18 protein-coding genes are annotated in these 17,213 nt (G+C 74.6%); 10 read left to right on the top strand and 8 right to left on the bottom strand.

Features of this window, described 5'->3' with window-relative positions; all coding sequences use genetic code 11:
- The first annotated feature begins 3 nt into the window (after positions 1–3).
- From Psi01_RS19515 to Psi01_RS19505, 3 genes are read left to right on the top strand one after another with little or no spacing between them, the layout of a single operon-like run.
- The gene (locus tag Psi01_RS19515; protein ID WP_239127848.1) at positions 4–1,644 is read left to right on the top strand and encodes a ferredoxin-like domain-containing protein; all 1,641 of its coding nucleotides are present in this window, start codon (positions 4–6) and stop codon (positions 1,642–1,644) included.
- Positions 1,641–2,267: a precorrin-8X methylmutase gene (locus Psi01_RS19510; RefSeq protein ID WP_204065469.1), complete on the top strand. Its 627-nt coding sequence runs from the start codon at positions 1,641–1,643 to the stop codon at positions 2,265–2,267. Before Psi01_RS19515 ends, Psi01_RS19510 begins: the two co-directional genes overlap by 4 nt.
- A gap of 5 nt (positions 2,268–2,272) precedes the next feature.
- Positions 2,273–3,970 (top strand): precorrin-2 C(20)-methyltransferase, encoded by a 1,698-nt coding sequence (locus Psi01_RS19505; protein WP_239127847.1) that lies wholly within the window; start codon positions 2,273–2,275, stop codon positions 3,968–3,970.
- Here Psi01_RS19505 and Psi01_RS19500 read toward each other — a convergent pair.
- Positions 3,958–4,704 carry a cobalt-precorrin-6A reductase gene (locus tag Psi01_RS19500; RefSeq protein ID WP_204065628.1) on the bottom strand — a complete coding sequence of 249 codons (747 nt, stop codon included), beginning with the start codon at positions 4,702–4,704 and terminating at the stop codon, positions 3,958–3,960. The genes Psi01_RS19505 and Psi01_RS19500 overlap by 13 nt on opposite strands.
- Before the next feature lie 137 nt (positions 4,705–4,841).
- Here Psi01_RS19500 and Psi01_RS19495 point away from each other — a divergent pair, with 137 nt between their 5' ends.
- A complete protein-coding gene (locus Psi01_RS19495) occupies positions 4,842–5,912 on the top strand; it encodes a cobalt-precorrin-5B (C(1))-methyltransferase (protein ID WP_204065468.1) in 1,071 nt (356 codons plus the stop codon).
- A gap of 52 nt (positions 5,913–5,964) precedes the next feature.
- Here the strand turns inward: Psi01_RS19495 and Psi01_RS19490 are convergent, their stop codons facing one another.
- Both Psi01_RS19490 and Psi01_RS19485 read right to left on the bottom strand, forming a co-directional pair.
- On the bottom strand, positions 5,965–6,480 hold the full coding sequence (locus Psi01_RS19490) for a hemerythrin domain-containing protein (RefSeq protein ID WP_204065467.1): 516 nt from the start codon (positions 6,478–6,480) through the stop codon (positions 5,965–5,967).
- 80 nt (positions 6,481–6,560) lie between these two features.
- On the bottom strand, positions 6,561–8,018 hold the full coding sequence (locus Psi01_RS19485) for an MFS transporter (protein WP_204065466.1): 1,458 nt from the start codon (positions 8,016–8,018) through the stop codon (positions 6,561–6,563).
- 150 nt (positions 8,019–8,168) lie between these two features.
- Here Psi01_RS19485 and Psi01_RS44410 point away from each other — a divergent pair, with 150 nt between their 5' ends.
- Positions 8,169–9,116: a nitroreductase/quinone reductase family protein gene (locus Psi01_RS44410; protein ID WP_204065465.1), complete on the top strand. Its 948-nt coding sequence runs from the start codon at positions 8,169–8,171 to the stop codon at positions 9,114–9,116.
- Between the two features lie 57 nt (positions 9,117–9,173).
- Here the strand turns inward: Psi01_RS44410 and Psi01_RS19475 are convergent, their stop codons facing one another.
- On the bottom strand, positions 9,174–10,592 hold the full coding sequence (locus Psi01_RS19475; protein ID WP_204065464.1) for a pentapeptide repeat-containing protein: 1,419 nt from the start codon (positions 10,590–10,592) through the stop codon (positions 9,174–9,176).
- 186 nt (positions 10,593–10,778) lie between these two features.
- Here Psi01_RS19475 and Psi01_RS19470 point away from each other — a divergent pair, with 186 nt between their 5' ends.
- The 3 genes from Psi01_RS19470 (at position 10,779) to Psi01_RS19460 (ending at position 12,724) form a co-directional block, all read left to right on the top strand.
- A complete protein-coding gene (locus Psi01_RS19470; protein WP_204065463.1) occupies positions 10,779–11,564 on the top strand; it encodes a hypothetical protein in 786 nt (261 codons plus the stop codon).
- Between the two features lie 216 nt (positions 11,565–11,780).
- On the top strand, positions 11,781–11,921 hold the full coding sequence (locus Psi01_RS19465; protein ID WP_204065462.1) for a hypothetical protein: 141 nt from the start codon (positions 11,781–11,783) through the stop codon (positions 11,919–11,921).
- Positions 11,918–12,724, top strand: a complete 807-nt coding sequence (locus Psi01_RS19460) for a nucleoside hydrolase (protein ID WP_204065461.1) — start codon at positions 11,918–11,920, stop codon at positions 12,722–12,724. Before Psi01_RS19465 ends, Psi01_RS19460 begins: the two co-directional genes overlap by 4 nt.
- Here the strand turns inward: Psi01_RS19460 and Psi01_RS19455 are convergent.
- Positions 12,704–13,984, bottom strand: a complete 1,281-nt coding sequence (locus tag Psi01_RS19455; protein ID WP_204065460.1) for an MFS transporter — start codon at positions 13,982–13,984, stop codon at positions 12,704–12,706. The genes Psi01_RS19460 and Psi01_RS19455 overlap by 21 nt on opposite strands.
- A gap of 11 nt (positions 13,985–13,995) precedes the next feature.
- Positions 13,996–14,475, bottom strand: coding sequence for a GNAT family N-acetyltransferase (locus Psi01_RS19450; RefSeq protein ID WP_204065459.1), 480 nt, complete (start codon positions 14,473–14,475; stop codon positions 13,996–13,998).
- A gap of 26 nt (positions 14,476–14,501) precedes the next feature.
- Between Psi01_RS19450 and Psi01_RS19445 the strand changes: the two genes are divergently transcribed.
- Together Psi01_RS19445 and Psi01_RS19440 are read left to right on the top strand one after the other, a co-directional pair.
- Positions 14,502–15,044 (top strand): CGNR zinc finger domain-containing protein, encoded by a 543-nt coding sequence (locus Psi01_RS19445; protein ID WP_204065458.1) that lies wholly within the window; start codon positions 14,502–14,504, stop codon positions 15,042–15,044.
- Positions 15,041–16,063, top strand: coding sequence for a pyridoxal-phosphate dependent enzyme (locus tag Psi01_RS19440; RefSeq protein WP_204065457.1), 1,023 nt, complete (start codon positions 15,041–15,043; stop codon positions 16,061–16,063). The genes Psi01_RS19445 and Psi01_RS19440 overlap by 4 nt, the downstream gene beginning before the upstream one ends.
- A 30-nt stretch (positions 16,064–16,093) precedes the next feature.
- On the opposite strand, the gene Psi01_RS19435 is transcribed toward Psi01_RS19440, so the two are convergent.
- A complete protein-coding gene (locus tag Psi01_RS19435; protein WP_204065456.1) occupies positions 16,094–16,426 on the bottom strand; it encodes a hypothetical protein in 333 nt (110 codons plus the stop codon).
- Positions 16,427–16,656: 230 nt separating this feature from the next.
- Positions 16,657–17,115 carry a PepSY domain-containing protein gene (locus tag Psi01_RS19430; protein WP_204065455.1) on the bottom strand — a complete coding sequence of 153 codons (459 nt, stop codon included), beginning with the start codon at positions 17,113–17,115 and terminating at the stop codon, positions 16,657–16,659.
- Positions 17,116–17,213 lie beyond the last annotated feature (98 nt).

The raw sequence follows: 17,213 nt of genomic DNA, 5'->3' as shown, positions 1-17,213 counted from the left end.
TGCGTGGTCATTCCCGACTTCTCCGGACGATCGCGCCTCGACGCGTGTCCCGGGGCCCTTCAGATGCACAGCGCCGCCGACGGCGGGCTGGCGCGGATCCGGGTTCCCGGAGGCCGGCTGACAGCCGCCCAGCTGCGCGAGCTCGCCCACGCCGCCGCCGAGCACGGCACCGGCGTCATCGAGCTGACCTCGCGCGCCAACGTCCAGGTGCGCGGTCTCCGGACCGGCGCCGGAGCAGACACGAAATCCGGGAGCGGAACGGGAACGGGGACGGAAAGCGCGGCGACGCCCGGTTCCGCGGATCAGGCGGGCCCCGAAAGCACGACGGCGCCCGGGGCCCGCACGTCCGCACCGGCGGGAGTCTTCCCCGGCGCCGAGGCGGAGCCGAGGACGGTCGCGATCGCCTCGGGGCAGGCATCCGGGTCCAGGACGGTGTCCGGTTTCGCGGACCGGATGGCGCGGGCGGGGCTGCTGCCCTCTCCCACCCACGAGAAGGTCCGCAACATCCTGGCCTCCCCGCTGACCGGCTGCGACGGGTCGAGTGCGGTGGACGTCGGCCCGCCGGCCGCCGAACTGGACCGGATGCTGTGCGCCCGTCCCGCCCTGGCGGCCCTCCCCGGGCGGTTCCTGTTCGCCCTGGACGACGGGCGGGGCGACGTCGCCGGGCTCGGGGCCGACGCCGGGCTGCTGCCGGTCGGCACGGAGGAGGCCGCGCTGATCGTCGCGGGCGCCGACAGCGGCCTGCGCGTGCCCATGGACGCCGCGGTGCAGGCCCTGCTCGCCGTCGCCGAGGCGTTCCTGGCGGAGCTGGAGCCCCTGGCCGCCCGGGGGATCACCGCCTGGCGGATCAAGGAGTTGCCCGGTGGCCCCGCCGCGGTGACGGCCCGCGTCCGCGCCGCCCTCGGCCTCCGCTCCGGGGAGCCGGTACGGCTCCGGCCCGCCGTACGGGGGCCCGCGGGGATCGTTCCCGGCCGGGACGGCCGCGTCGCTCTCGGGGTGACGGTGCCGCTCGGGCGGCTGACCTCGGCCCAGGCGGAGGTGCTCGCCGACGTCGCCGCCTCGGGCGAGGTACGGCTCACGCCGTGGCGGGGCGTCGTGCTGCCCGGCCTGACCCGTCCCGAGGCCGAGGCCGCGATCGCCGGGCTCTCCGGCGCCGGGCTGGTGACCGGCCCCGGATCCCCGTGGGAAGGGGTGAGCGCCTGCGCCGGCCGGCCGGGCTGCGCCAAGTCCCTGGCCGACGTCCAGGCCGACGCGGCCTCTGCCATCGCGGCCATCGTCGCCTCCGGCTCCGCCCCCGAGGGGCCCCTCTCGCCCGGGAACGGGGAGCCGCTCCCTTCTGGACGCGGGGAGAAGCCCTCGCCCGGGAGCGAGGGACAGGCCCCCTCCGGGAACGGGGAGCAGTCCCCGTCCGGGCGTGGGGAGTGGTCCGCGGGCGAGGGCCGGGACACGGCCGGGGCCGGGGGCGGTACGCTCCCGGTGCACTGGGCGGGCTGCGAGCGGCGCTGCGGTCGCCCCAGGGGGCGGGTCGTGGAGGTGGTCGCGACCGGCGACGGTTACCGCGTGGACCTGGACGGCCGGAGCCTGACCTGTGCGGACATCGAACAGACCGCCGCCGCGGTGGCGGCGGGCAGAGGGGAAAAGTGATCGACTACGTCCGCGACGGCGCGGAGATCTACCGCCGTTCGTTCGCCACCATCCGCGCCGAGGCCGACCTGGCCGGGCTGCCCGAGGACGTCGCCCGGGTGGCGGTCCGCATGATCCACGCCTGCGGCATGGTGGATCTGGTCGCCGACCTGGGCTGGTCGCCCGGTGTCGTGGCGTCGGCGCGGGCCGCGCTGGACGCCGGGGCCCCCGTGCTGTGCGACGCGATGATGGTCGCCTCCGGGGTGACCCGCCGCCGTCTGCCCGCCGGCAACGACGTCGTGTGCACCCTCGGCGACCCGCGCGTGCCGGAGCTCGCCGGGAGACTGGGTACCACGCGCAGCGCCGCCGCCCTGGAGCTGTGGCGGGACCGGCTGGAGGGCTCGGTGGTCGCGATCGGCAACGCGCCGACCGCGCTGTTCCGGCTGCTGGAGATGGTCGAGGAGGGCGCGGGGCGGCCGGCCGCCGTCCTGGGCGTCCCGGTCGGGTTCATCGGCGCCGCCGAGTCCAAGCAGGCCCTGGCCGAGCACCCGGCGGGCCTGGAGTACCTGGTCGTGCACGGCCGCCGCGGTGGCAGCGCGATGACCGCCGCCGCCGTCAACGCGATCGCCAGCGAGGAGGAGTGACCGGCATGACCGACCAGACCACGGGGTCCACCCCGCCGGACGCCGCATCCCCCGAGGCCTCCGTATCCCCGGAAGCCTCCGCCTCCCCCGAGTCCTGCGTCTCCCCGGGCCCCGCCGCGGGCCGGACGGGACGGCTCTGGGGGGTGGGGCTCGGGCCCGGTGATCCGGAGCTGGTGACCGTCAAGGCCGCCCGGCTGCTCGGCGCGGCGGACGTGATCGCCTACCACAGCGCCCGGCACGGCCGGAGCATCGCCCGCTCGGTGGCGGCGCCGTACCTGCGGGAGGGTCAGATCGAGGAGGCCCTCATCTACCCGCTCACCACGGAGACCACCGACCACCCCGGGGGCTACCAGGGGGCGATCGACGACTTCTACGCCGAGTGCGCGCTGCGGCTGGCCGCCCACCTGGACGCCGGGCGCGACGTGGTGGTGCTGTGCGAGGGCGACCCGCTGTTCTACGGGTCCTACATGCACATGCACAAGCGCCTGTCGCACCGCTACGTCACCGAGGTCGTCCCCGGCGTGACCTCGGTGAGCGGGGCCTCGGCGGTCCTCGGGCGGCCGCTGGTCGAGCGGGACGAGACGCTGACGATCCTGCCCGGCACCCTGCCCGCCGAGGTGCTCGCCGAGCGGCTGGCCGCCACCGACTCAGCGGCGGTCCTCAAGCTCGGCCGGACCTTCACCAAGGTCCGCGACGCGCTGGAGAAGGCGGGCCGCCTCGACGAGGCCTGGTACGTCGAGCGGGCCACCACCGGCGGCCAGCGCCTGGCCCCGCTCGCCGAGGTCGACCCGGACAGCGTGCCGTACTTCTCGCTGGCCCTGATCACCAGCCCGGTCAACGCGGCGCTGCCCCCACCGGCGGATGCGGCGGCCGGGAACGGTCATGCGGATACGGCGACGCGGGCGGACACGGCCGGGCAGCCGGGCACGGCCGCGCGGGAGGACGCCGCCGGGCGGACCGGCGAGGTCGTGGTGGTCGGGCTGGGCCCGGCGGGACGGCCGTGGCTGACCCCGGAGGCGCAGGAGGCGCTGGCCGCCGCCGACGAGCTCGTCGGCTACGGCCCCTACCTGGACCGGATCCCGCCGAACCCGCGCCAGCGCCGCCACGCCACCGACAACCGGGTGGAGGCCGAGCGGGCCGCGCACGCCCTGGAGCTGGCGATGGCCGGATCCCGGGTGGCGGTCGTCTCCTCGGGCGACCCGGGGGTGTTCGCGATGGCCAGCGCGGTGCTGGAGGTGGCCTGCGAGCCCCGGTTCTCCGGCGTGCCGGTACGGGTGCTGCCGGGCCTGACCGCGGCGCACGCGGTGGCCAGCCGGGCCGGGGCGCCGCTCGGCCACGACTACTGCGTGCTGTCGCTGTCGGACCTGCTCAAGCCGTGGGACGTGGTGGCCGGGCGGATCAGCGCGGCGGCCCGGGCCGACCTGGTGCTGGCGATCTACAACCCGGCCTCGAAGAGCCGGACCTGGCAGGTGGCCGCGGCCCGTGACCTGCTGCTGGAGCACCGCTCGCCGCAGACCCCGGTGATCATCGGCCGCGACGTCGGCGGGGCGAGGGAGAGCATGACGGTGACCACTCTCGCCGAGCTCGACCCCGCCGCGGTGGACATGCGCTGCCTGCTGCTGATCGGGTCGTCGACCACCCGGGTGGCCGACCGGGGCGACGGCCGCCGGGTGGTCTTCACCCCCCGGCGCTATCCGGCATGAGCGACGGTCTCCAGCCAGGCGAGGGCCTCCTGGACGCTCTGGACCGCGGGCACGCCGTCCGGCGCGGGCGGGCGCCGTACGACCACGACCGGCAGGCCGAGCTCGCGGGCGGCGTGGAGCTTGGCCGTGGTCATCTCGCCGCCGCTGTCCTTGGTGACCACCACGTCGATGCGGTGCTCGCACATCAGGGCCAGCTCGCCCTCGACGGTGAACGGGCCGCGGCTGAGCAGCACCTGTGCCCGGGGCGGCATCGGGCCCTCGGGCGGGTCCACCGAGCGGGCCAGGAACCACAGGTCCGCCAGGCCCGCGAAGACCGGCAGGCTGCGGCGGCCGGTGGTCAGGAAGACCCGCTTCCCCACAGCGGGCAGCAGCTCGGCCGCGGCGTGCAGGGACGGCACCTGCCGCCAGTCGTCGCCGGGACCCGGACTCCAGCCGGGCCGCCGCAGGATCAGCAGCGGCAGCCCGGCCCGGCCGGCCGCCTCGACCGCCGAGGCGGTCATCCGGGCGGCGAACGGGTGCGTCGCGTCCACCACGACGTCGATCCCGCGTTCGGCCAGCCAGGCGGCCAGCCCGTCCGGGCCGCCGAAGCCGCCCTCGCGCACCTCGCCCACCGGCAGCTTCGGATCGCGCACCCGTCCGGCCAGCGAGGACACCACGTGCGTCCCCTCCCGCCCGGCCAGTGCGGCGGCCAGCCGCCTGGCCTCGTCGGTGCCGCCCAGCACGAGCACGTTCAGCACGCCGTCACCCCTCCGCCTCTCGCTCCGCGGGGCGCCCAGGCCCCGCCGTCCGTCGCGCCGGGGACCTCCTGCGCCGGGGCGACCGCCCGGCCGTCCCGCGGCACCGGGACACCGTACCGGCCGGTGCGCGAGCCGTGAGCGCGCCCCTGCGTCACGGGTGGACCACCGGAGCGTGCGCGACGGCGGCGACCGCCGCCGCCTACACGGCGCTGCTGACCGGCGACTTCCCCGACCCGGTGGAGATCACGCTGCCGAAGGGGCAGCGCCCGGCGTTCGCCCTGGCCCGGGAGGGTCTCGCGGACGGTGCGGCGACGGCCTCGGTGGTCAAGGACGCGGGCGACGACCCCGACGTGACGCACGGCGCGCTGATCTCCTCGACCGTACGGCACGGCGCCCCCGGCACCGGCGTGGTGTTCGTCGCGGGACCCGGCGTCGGCACCGTCACCAAGCCGGGCCTGCCGCTGGAGGTGGGCGAGCCCGCGATCAACCCCGTCCCCCGGCGGATGATGCGCGAGCACGTCGCCGAGGTGGCCGCCCGGCACGGCGGCACGGGCGACGTGGTCGTGGAGATCTCCGTGGAGCGCGGCGAGGAGCTGGCCCGGAAGACCTGGAACCCGAGGCTGGGCATCCTGGGCGGGCTGTCGATCCTCGGCACGACCGGCGTCGTGGTGCCCTACTCCTGCTCGGCCTGGATCGACAGCATCCGGCGCGGGATCGACGTGGCCCGCGCGGCCGGGTACGCCCACGTCGCCGGGTGCACCGGCAGCACCTCCGAGAAGGTCGCCGCCGAGCTGTACGGCCTGCCGGAGGACGCGCTGCTCGACATGGGCGACTTCGCGGGGGCGGTGCTGAAGTACCTGCGCAGGCATCCCGTGCCGCGGCTGACGATCGCCGGGGGCGTCGGCAAGCTGTCCAAGCTCGCCGACGGGCACCTCGACCTGCACTCGGGACGCTCCCAGGTCAACCCGGCCCTGCTCGCCGAACTCGCCCGCGCCGCGGGCGGCGACGAGGCCCTGGCCGGGCGGGTGCTGGCCGCCAACACGGCGCTGCACGCGCTGCGCCTGTGCCAGGAGGAGGGCCTGCCCCTGGGGGACCTGGTCGCCGAGCGGGCCCGCCGTACCGCCGAGTCCGTGCTGCGCGGGGCGCCGGTCGCGGTCGACGTGGTGGTCATCGACCGCGCCGGCACCATCGTCGGCCGGGCCTAGATCACGCCCCCGCCGTCGATCCCCTCCTCACCGGGTCCGTCCTCTCCGTCGATCAGTCCTCGTCGTCGATCAGCAGGAAGGCGGGCCGGTTCTCGCGCCACTCGGGCACGTCCATCGAGTTGAGGACGGAGATCAGCTTCTTCTCCTCGTAGATGAAGTGCGTCTGCATGATCGCCGACAGCGCGTCCACCTCCTCGCGCACCTTGGCGGCGGTGGCCGGGTCCGGTTCCTCCGGGAGGGAGTCGAGGAGTTTCTGCAGGTTCCCCAGCAGCCAGTCCAGCTGGTTGTGGTCCGTGCGCAGGTCGGAGAGCACCTTGCGCAGCTCGGGGAACTCCTCGGCGATCAGCGGGAAGGCGCCCCTGTCCTCGCCAGTGTGGTGGCGCGTCAACGCCGTGCAGAAGGACAGGCAGTGGGCGCGCAGGTCCCGTGGCGGGAGTCCCCTGCCGTCGAAGTAGTCGTCGATGCCGTCCCGGAGGTCCTCCAGCATCTCGCGGAGCCAGATGTGCACTTCGAGCAACTGTGTGCCCAGGGCGGTCAGGCGGCTGCCCGCCTCGGAACGTGAGTTCATGCTCTCCCTTCGGATGGGTCATCGCGTCCAGTGTCCCGGAAAGTCCCGCGGTCGGCGGATTCCGGGATCCGGGGCGCCGCTCAGTCCGGTGTCCGCGGCGCCGCTGCGTCCGAGTCACCCGCGGCCGGCCGCGGCAGCAGCAGGCTGACCGCCGCGATGGCCAGGCCGAGCCCGGCCGCCATGAGGAAGACCAGGTCGTAGCCTGCGGCGAGGGCGGCCGGAGAGCTCGCCTCGGCCTCCGCCGCGGCCCTGGCACCGGCGGCCGACGCGAGCACCGCCAGGCCGATCGACCCGCCCACCTGGTTGGCGGTGTTGGCCAGGCCGCCGACGGTCCCCGCGTCGCCCCCGGGAACGCCGGCGGTCGCCGCGGCCATGAGGGTGGGGAAGGTCAGCCCGATGCCGGCCGCGACGAGCAGGGTGGGCCCGAGCACGCCGGTGAGGTAGCCGCTGCCGGCGCCGGCCTGGGCGAGCCAGCCGAACCCGGCCACGAAGCAGCCGCAGCCGGCCATCACCAGGGGGCGCACCCCGGCCCGCGGCAGCAGCGCGGCCGCCAGGCGCGCGACCACCACGAACGTCACCGCCGCGGGCGTCTGCCCGAGGCCGGTCTGCAGCGCGTCATAGCCGAGGACGTTCTGCAGGAACAGCGACGTGAAGTACCACATCGCCATGGCGGTCGCGCCGAACAGCAGCAGCATGCCGTTGCCGACGGCCACCCCGCGGATCCCGAACAACCGCGGCGGCATCATCGGATGAGCCGCGAAACGCGCCTCCACCACGACGAAGGCGGCGAGCAGGAGCAGGCCCGCCACGACCGGCCCGGCGACCGGCGGGGAGGCCCAGCCGTGATCGGCGCTCTGCATGACCCCGTAGACCAGCGCGGCCAGCCCCGCCGTACCCGTGACCGCGCCGGCGAGGTCGAGCGGTTCCCGCCGGCCGGTCCGCGTGCCGGCCAGCGACATCACGGCCATGGCGATCAGCACGGCGCCGATCGGCACGTTGACGAGGAAGACCCACCGCCACGACAGGCCGGTCGTGATGGCGCCGCCCGCGACCGCGCCGGCCATCCCGCCCACCCCGCCCGCGGCGGACCACGCGCCGAACGCCCGGGCACGCGCGCGCTCCTCGGGGAAGCCGGTGTTGATCACGGCCAGCGTCGCGGGGGCCAGCATGGCGGCCCCCAGGCCCTGCGCGAGGCGGGAGGCCACCAGGATCTCCGGAGTGGTCGCCAGACCGGCGGCCAGGCTCGAGGCGGAGAACAGCGACAGCCCGGCGACCAGCATCCGGCGGTGGCCGAACAGGTCGGCGGCGCGGCCGCCCAGCAGCATGAACCCGGCGAAGGTGAGCAGATAGCCGTTCACCACCCAGGGCAGGGCGGTGGGCGTGAAGCCGAGGTCCCGCCGGATCGAGGGAAGGGCGACGTTGATGATGGACGCGTCCAGGATGACCATGAACTGGCAGGCGCACGCCAGCGCCATGATCATCCATGCGGAGCCGGTATACGGCGCGCCCCGCCGCGTCGCGGTGCCGGCGCCTGTCACGACTCCCCCCTCTGCTTCCCCCTCCGCGGCCCGCCGTAGTGGATGACTGAGACTCTCATCGTCATGCCGGTTCCCCCGGTATAGGATTAGTTATTCGGATAACGTTATGCGCATAATGTTATCCGCATAACTAATCTGTCAAGGAGAGCCATGGACTTCGAATCGGCCGACGCCCTCAACCAGGCCATCCGCCTGCTGAGCCTGCGCCACCGGGCCAGGGCCGCGACGCTGCTGGCCCCGCTCGGCCTGCACCCGGGTCAGGAGGTGCTCCTGCTCGAACTCGACCGGACCGGCCCGATGATCCAGGCCCAGCTCAGCGAGGCGCTGGGCTGCGAGCCGCCCAGCGTCACGCTCATGACCCGCAAGCTCGAAGCCACCGGCCACATCAGCCGCAGGCCCGCGCCCTCCGACAAGCGCGCCAGCATCGTCGAGCTCACCGACAGCGGCAGAGCGCTGGCCGAGCAGGTCAAGCAGCTGTGGTGCGACCTGGCGGAGGAGACCGTGACCGGCCTGCCCGCCGAGACGGTGGCCGAGCTGCCGGGCATCCTCAACGCCCTGACCGGCAACGTGGACACCAGGCGCGCCCGTACCTCGCCCGCCCGCCGGCCCGCCCCGGTTGCGCGATCGCCGCGCGCTGCCGACCATGGCCTGATGTCGACAGATGACTATGAGCCGAGCGCGCTGGGGTGGGTCCGCGAGCAGGTCGAGCAGATCCTCCGCACCGGCACGACCGACGGCGTCACGATCAAGGACCGGCCCGTCGTGCTGATGACCTACCGGGGCGCCAAGACCGGCAAGGTCCGCAAGACGCCGGTGATGCGCGTCGAGCACGAGGGGCGCTACGCGGCCGTGGCGTCCATGGGCGGCGCGCCCGTCAACCCGCAGTGGTACGCCGGCCTGGTCGCCGGGCCGGTCGTCGAGCTCCAGGACGGTACGGTGACCGGGACCTACCGGGCACGCGAGGTGTCCGGCGACGAGAAGGCCCTCTGGTGGCGCCGGGCGGTGGAGGCCTATCCGGACTACGCCGACTACCAGCGCAGGACCGACCGCCAGATCCCGGTCTTCGTGCTCGAACCGGTCGGCGAGCCGGACGAGTAGGCCCCGGAGCCGGGTGAGCCGGACGAGCGGGTCCTGAAGCCGAGGCGGGCCCGCGGCCTACGGGCCGTCGAAGCCGGTGAAGTACCGGCGGATCCAGTCGACGGACCGTCTGCGCGTCCGGGCGAGCGCGGCGATCTTGGGGTCGGAGTGCGCGCACAGCTCCTCCAGCAGCGCGAAGGCGGAGCGCACGTCCTGCGGCGGCGGCGTCCTCGTCTGCGCGTCCTTCGCGGCCTGTCCCGCGTCGGCGAGACGCCGTTCGAGACCGAGGACGACGCCCTTGCGGACGCGCGGCCCGTCGGACGAGAGCATCTCGCCGATCTCCTCCCACCGGCCCTCCCCCGCCAGGTGCACCACCAGACCGGCGGCGCAGCGCTCCGTCACGACCGCCTTGCCGTACAGGCCCGTGCGCAGTGCCGTCTCGGCGGCCGGTCCGATGCCCGGGTGACGCATGAGACGGCCCAGGGCGAACGCGGCCTCGGCGCCGGGATCCATGGTGAAGCGCGTCTGGCCTCCGTGCTCGGGCACGTGCACCGCGGTGCCGCAGGCCAGCAGCGCGGACAGTTCCCCGACGACGTCGAGCGCCATGCCCTCCTGCCCGGCGAGGTCCGCCGCGGCCCGGCAGGCGCGGTGCAGCACGAGCAGCGCGTCGTCGGCGAGCAGCAGCCGGAGCAGCTCCCCGGTCGCGGCCCGGTCCAGGCCCTGCCCGTCCAGCGCCTCCCACACCCAGCTCCCCGGGCGGCGGCGGTAGAGCTCGACGGCCCGCCGGGCGTCGGCGCGGCGCAGGTACTCCCGTACGGCGGAGGCACGGTCGACGGCGGGCGGACGCGGCTCGACGACGGGCCCGTCCCCGTCGAAACGCGCGGAATCCACGGCGGCACCGCCGAACAACGCCCCGTCGAGCAGAGTCCCGGTGAAGTCGGCGCCGGTGAGGTCGGCGAGGCTGAAGTCCGCCTCCCGCAGGTCGGCCCCGCGGAAGTCCGCCCCCGGCAGCCCGGCGCCCCGGAACGACGCGCGGGCGAGCCGGGCGCCGCGGAAGGTCGCCTCCTCACCCCTCGCCAGGTCGAACGCCGCCTCCTCCAGGCGGGCCTCCCGGAAGTCGGCGTGGGACAGCAGCGCCTGCTGGAAGGACGCGCGGGGAAGGTCGGCCCGCCGCCACCGGCTCATCGTGGACTGCGCGCCGAAGAAGGAGACGCCGTCGCCGGTGGCGTTCTCGAACCGGCACTGGAAGAGCGTGGCTCCGCTGAACCCCGCCCGGCCGCACCGGGCCCCGACGAAGTCGCAGTCCGTGAGGTGGGCGCCGGAGAGGTTGGCCCCGGACAGGTCCGCCCCGGAGGCGTCGAGGAAGTCCGCCTCGAGGCGGGGCAGCCAGGCGCCGGTGAGGTCGGGGTCCGACGTGGCGACGTCTTCGACCCTGCTCCGCCCCCGGGCGGCTTTCTCGAGTTCCTCCCGCGTGACCGGGCGCCGCTCAGGGGTCATCGTCCTCCGTCCGTTGCGGGACCGCACGTCGCCGACCACCCGGCAGGGGTGCGCCGTGTCGCGTGAATATAGCAGCGACCAGCGCCGATGCCCGCCCGGACAGGGTCCCGGCCGGTCCGCATGATCGACACGCGTTCGGCGCCCGCTATACGATGCCTTGATCATCGCGACTGCGAGGGAGGGCCCATGAGTCCCGGTATCCCCGTCATCCGAAGCGCCGTCACCGTTCTCGCCGCACTGACAGTCGGCCTCCTGCCCGTGACCGCCGCTCACGCGCGGCCCGACGCCCCCAAGCAGCCCGGCGCCCCCGGGTTGAAGATCAAGGAGAGCCGGTTCCGGGTCACGGCGATCGGCCCCGGCTTCGTGCTGAAACTGTCACCGCGCGACATCGACGTGCGCATCGACGAGGAGAGGTTCGGCGACCCGGCCAGCGGCAACCCGATCGAGCGGCAGACCATCGACCTCACCGGGCGCACGCTGCGCCCCTTCGAGTGCAAGAACGGCACGTACACCATCAAGACCGGCACCTTCGAGCGCACCTGGCGGATCTCGCAGTTCGCCAAGCGGCCGCTGCCGTACACCGAGGGCTTCGCCACCGGCTCGCCGGGCATCTTCACCCCGTTCGTCGGCGTGCTCGAAGGGACCGTGACCGACGCCGAGGGCAGGACGCTGCGCTTCCTGATCTCCGATCTGGTGCAGGAGGTCATGACCGCCGACGGCTTCTCCGCCACGGCGCCGATCCACGGCTTCTTCGTCGACGAGAAGGGACGGGTGCGGGACCGCATCTCGCTCATCGGCCGCTTCAACTCCGGACGCGACGGCCAGAACGCCGTCTACGGGATCGAGGACCGCGGCACCTGCCGGCAGATCGCCGACCTGCCCTTCGGCCCGGGCAGCGAGCGCGCCGTGGTGACCGGACCCCTCTTCGTGCTCCCGTTCAGCGCGCCCGTGACGGTGCCCAGGCACCACTGAGCCCTCCGTCCGACGCCGGACCGGGCGGCGCCGTACGGTGTCCCTCACGCGGGTGACGGCGGCTCCGTCAGGAGGCTGACCGGCACGACCCCGCATGGTGAGAGGAGACCGGCGATCGCCCGTCCTGCGTGGTGACGCCACGCGCGGGAGTCTCTGGAACCGTGGGTGCCCCCAGGAAAGGGGGGCACCGTACGGCCGGAGACGAGGGGGCGCCGCGTGACACCGGATCTGCTTTTCGACCTGGAGACCCAGGACCCCGACGACGTGCTGACCCTCTGCCTGGTCGCGACGCACCCGGCGGTACGGCTGCGCGCCGTCACGGTCACCCCCGGTTCCCCGGCCCAGGTGGGCTGGTGAGACACGTGCTCCGGCGGCTGGGCCGCGACGACGTCCCGGTCGGCGCCGCCGATCCCGGAACCGGCAAGGAGCACGTGTCGGCCTTCCACCACCGCTGGCTCGGCACTCCCCCTCCGGAGGACGCCGACGCCGCGCCCGCCGAGCTGATCGCCCGGAGCCTGCGCGAGCATCCGGGCGCCGTCCTCCTGACCGGCGGGCCGCTGCGCAACCTCGGGCGACTGCTCGACGAGTACCCGCAGGCACGGCTGAGCCGCTGGGTGGCCCAGGGCGGGTTCGCCGGGGACAACGTCGTGGCGCCCGAGCACCGGCTGCCCAAGTTCGACGGCCGCCTCACGTGCCCGACGTTCAACTTCAACGGCGACCCGCGGGCGGCCCGGCTCGCGCTCTCCTCGGGTGAGCGCATCGGGCGGCGGGAGCTGGTGTCCAAGAACGTCACCCATGGCGTCGTCTACGACCGGCGGTTCCACGAACGGCTACGGCCCCTGCGCGACCGCTCCGCCGGTCTGTCCCTGCTGTTCGAGGGCATGGAGCGCTATCTGCGCAAGAAGCCGGGCGGGAAACTGCTGCACGACCCCACCGCGGCCTGCCTCGCCATCGACGGCGCCGCCGCCTCCTGGGCGCAGGTCGAGATGGTCCGGGACGAGAGCGGCGCGTGGGGCGCCCTCCCCGCCCCCGGCAGCCGGACGTTCATCACGGTCGGGATCGATCACGAACGGCTCTTCCGGACCTTCGTCGGCGAGCCCTCGGCCGGCCCCGTGCCGGCCCCCGTCCTCCCGCCGGACTCATCGGCGACCGGGCGCTGACCGACGCCGGCGTTCTCCGCGGGCCGTGACCGCCAGGGCGATGACGGTCATCGCGGAGAGCAGGGCCCAGGCCGGTGTGAAGCTGCCGGTCAGGTCCTTGAGCAGGCCGAGTGCGGGCGGCGCCGCGATGACGGCGATCTGGTTGACGGCCATGGCCGAGCCGAGGACGAACCCCGTCCGGCCCGGCGGCGCCGACTCGGCCACGTAGGCGACCCAGGGGCCGTACCAGCCGATCCCGAAGAACCCGAGCCAGACGAACACCAGGCAGGCCGCCACCGGCGAACGCCCCATGGGAGTGATCAGCGCCAGCATCCCCGCGGTCACGGCGACCATGCAGGTCAGGACGGAGGCGTAGCGCCCCGACCGGCTGCGGTCGCTCCGGGCCGCCAGGCAGATGCGGCCGGCGGCTCCCGCCCCCTGGGCCGCGACCAGGACGAGGGCCGCCGTGCCCGCCTCGACAGCCGTCACCTCGTGGAGGTACAGCACCGTCAGGACGCCTATGCCGCCGTGCACCGAGACCAGGCTCGTCCCGGACAGGACGATCTTCACCGTGGACGGGTCACGCAGCGGCCGCAACCGGGCGCCGAAGCGCGACGCGAGCGGGGCGTGCGGCGCCGAGCCATGGGGGGCGCCGTCCCGGCGGAGGGTTCGGACGGGCGGCCGGAGGCGTCGGGCGGGCGGGTGCCGATAGAGGCCCATGAAGGCGAGGGCTCCCAGCAGCGCGACGAGCGCGCCGGCCATGAGCGTCACGCGCCAGCCGAAGGTGGCGGCCAGGACGGGGAGCACGGCCGCGGCGAGCAGGCCGCCCAGCGGCAGGCCCGCCTGGCGGATCCCCATCGCCAGCCCCCGCTGGGACGCGTCGAACCACGACGCCACCGACTTGCTGCCGCCGGGCTGGACGGTGCTGTATCCCGCCCCTGCGATCAGCAGGACCAGGAGCAGGGACGCGTACCCCTGCGCCGCGCTCCCCACGCCCAGGCTCACGGCGACGACGCAGGCGCCCGCTCCGACGACCCAGCGCTCGCCGTAGCGGTCCAGCAGTTCCCCGGCCACCAGCAGCCCGGCCAGAGGGACCAGCTGGGCGGCCGAGAGCAACAGGCCAAGCTGGGCCGTGCTCAGGTTCAGATCACGTTGCAGGTGGACGCCCATCGCCCCGATGCCCTGCACGAAGAACCCGGAGGCGGCCTGGGTGAAGGTGGCGGCAGCGAGGACGACCCACCGGTACCGCCCCGCGCGGTGCGCCGGCTCGCCGCCGCTCATCCGGGCGCCCGTCACAGGCGCCGGTACAGCGCGGGGTCGGGGTGGTCGGAGAAGCCGAGTTCCCGGTAGAGCGGCTCGCCCTCGCGGGAGGCGTACAGGTCCACCCGGACGGCCTCGCGTTCCCGGAACCAGTCGAGCAGGCCCCGCATGATCGCGCGGCTGTGGCCGCGCCGCCGGTACGCCGGATCGGTTACCACGCCGATCACGTGCCCGACCCGGCCGTTGCGCGAGTGCGGGCCGGGAAACCACTGCTCAACGGTGCCGATGCCGCAGGCGGCCAGGCCGTCGCCACCGTCCACGACCAGGATCCGCGCGTCGTCCTCCGCCAGTTTCTCCTTCAGAACCGCGGCGAGGGCATCCCGCCAGCCGCCGCCCGCCGACGGGGGGTTGAAGAAGTCTCCGCCGAGGTCCTCGAACAGCAGCGCCCGCAGGCGGACGAGTTCGGCGACGTCGTCCTGCGAGGCCTGCCGTACACCGGTGTGATGCGTCATGCGGATCAGACTGGTGTAATGGTCTTATGCATCTCAACCCTTACGGCGAGGATGCCGTGAACCTGGCCGCGGACCTGGCCAACCGGCGCCCGGCGACCGCCGGGGAGCTCGCGGACCGCTGTCAGGCCGCCGGGCTCGTGCTCGATCGCCCGGTCACGCCGCAGGACCTGGAGCGCACGCACGCCGTACTGGAGGCGTGGGAGAAGGTCGTCGACGCGACCGGCGATCATGAGCGCGCCGAACTGGTCAACCGCATGCTGACGGAGTCGGCCGCCTACCCGCGCCTGACCGACCACGCGGGCAGCGGCTGGCACCTGCACTACCGCGACGACCGGCAGCCGCTCGGCTCCGTGCTGTTCGCGCTCATCGCGGTGGGCACCGCGCTGCACCTGGTGGGACGGGGCATGCACCGGCTGCGGCGGTGCGCCGTGACCGAGTGCACCACGATCTTCGCCGACACCTCCCGTACCGGGCGGCAGCGCTACTGCTCCCAGCGGTGCGCCAACCGTGACGCGGTACGGCGGCACCGCGCGGGCCGCGCGGCGGGCGGGATGGATTCCCGTTCATGATCGATGCGTGGGCGGCGGAGGCGGTCGCGCGGCTGGAGGAGGACAGGGCGCGGACCGGCCCCACCCCGCTGCGGCCGTTCCCGTTGCCCGACGGCTGGGGAGTACGGCTCTGGCTGAAGGACGAGTCCGTTCATCCGGCGGGCGGCCTGAAGCACCGCCTGGCCCGCGCCCTGTTCAGGACCGCCGTCACGGACGGCCGCATCACGCGGGGAACCCCGGTGGTGGACGCCGCCGGAGGCATGATGGCCGCCGCCCAGGCCTACTGCGCCGGGCTGCTCGGCCTGCCGTACACCGCCGTCATGCCGCGCAGGTCCTCCGGGGCGGAGGTCGAGCGGCTGGGCGGCTCCTGCGTGCACATCCATCCCCCGCTGGCCGTGTACGGCGAGGCCGCGAAGCTGGCCGGGGAGACGGGCGCCCACTACATGGACTACTACGCCGCGGCCGCCGACGTCGACTGGCACGGGGACAGCCTGGTCGAGGAGCTCCTCGGCCAGGCGGACCGGTGCCCGGCGTGGATCGCGGTCGGCGCGGGCACGGGCGCCACCTCCGCCGCGATAGGCCGCCACCTGCGCGAACGGCGGCTCCCGGGGAAGCTGGCCGTGACCGACACGGAGAACTCCGCCTACTTCCCCGGCTGGGTCACCGACGCCGCCGACTACGCCACCGGGATGCCGTCACGGATCGAGGGGATCGGCCGGCCGCGCATGGAACCGGCCTTCACCGCCTCCGTCGTCGACCTCGTCATCCCCGTTCCCGACGCCGCGAGCGTGGCGGCCGCCCGCCGGGTGCGCGAGGTGACCGGGCTGGCGGTCGGCCCCGCCACCGGAACGAACCTGTGGGGCGCGCTGGAGCTCGTCACCCGCATGCGGGCCCGGGGTGAGCGCGGCGATGTGATCACCGTGATCGGCGACGCGGGCGAGCGCCACCTGCGGACCTGCCACGACGACGCCTGGGCCGAGGCGGCGGGACTGGACTGGCGCCCGCACGCGGCGCACCTGGTCCATCTGCTCGACGGCTGAGGCTGCGCCGGGGTGTGGAAGCGCCGGCCGTCACCGCCCGGGGTCGTCCGCGTCGAGCTGCGTGGGCCGGACCGCGACCGTGGCGGTGGGATCGGGGCGGGCCTGCGTGGGCGACGGTACGAGGGGGGCGGGCTCGACCAGAGCCGTCGCGGTGGGCTCCGGCCTGGCCGGTGGGGTGGACGCCGACTCGACAGCCGACTCGATCAGGGCCGTGGCGGTGGGATCGGGCCGGACCTGGGTGGGCGACGGTACGGCGGGCGGTGTGGCGGGCGTGGCCGAGACCGGGGTCAGCCCGGCCACGATGGCGCCGGCGACGGCGGCCGGCAGAGCGAACTTGGCGAGGTACACCAGGGCGGATTTCACGGAAGGTTCCTCATCGCATGGACATGAGGCGCCCCCGGGGTCCCCTTCCGGGCGGCGCCTGTGCCAGTACACGTCCGGCGTGCCGCCGTGACCACGCACTAATACCCGTCCGGCGCCCGCGGTCCGCGCGGGGCGCCGGGACCTCCACCGGCCGGCGCGGAGACGGACGGGCCGCCCTGTCCGCTCGCCGCCCGTCTCCGCCGGTCGTCATCAGTCGTCATCAGTCGCCGTCAGTCGTCGTCCTGCCCGTTCTCCTGGGCGTCGTTCTCCTGAGTCCCGTTCTCCTGGGCGTCGTCGGCGTCGGCCGCCGCCTCGGAGACGATCTTGCCCGTGGTGGCGTCGACCACGATCTCCTTCGCGGCCCCGGCGCCGTCGGCGACCTCGACCTCCCAGGAGGCGGTGCCGTTCTCGGCGCCCAGCTCGGCGGAGACGACCCAGCCGCCGCTCACCCGCTCGAGCGCGGTCCGCTGGGCCTGCTCGGCCAGTACGGCGGGCTTGTTCTTGAGGTCCGCGTCGTCCTCGGCCTCCCCAGAGGCGCCCGCGTCGTCGTCGGTCTCCGGGGCCGGGGTGGCCGTGGCCGCGGGCGAGGGGGACTCGGAGTCGGAGTCGATCTCGGCGAGGGCGACCCCGCCTCCGGCCACGATCGCGGCGAGGGCGAGTCCGGTAAAAACGATCACTGGCTTACGCATCAGGGCTGCTCCATTGTCGGTGATGTCGCGACTCCTGAGGATTCGCGGTGGCTCTCCGAGGTTGCCTGCCGCGCTGCTAGCGAGGTCCTGCAAGATTC

This window comes from Paraplanobispora siamensis (genome assembly GCF_016863175.1).
Lineage (GTDB): Bacteria > Actinomycetota > Actinomycetes > Streptosporangiales > Streptosporangiaceae > Planobispora > Planobispora siamensis.
Note: the sequence above shows the minus strand (reverse complement) of the source record. Positions and strands in the feature narration are given on the sequence as shown.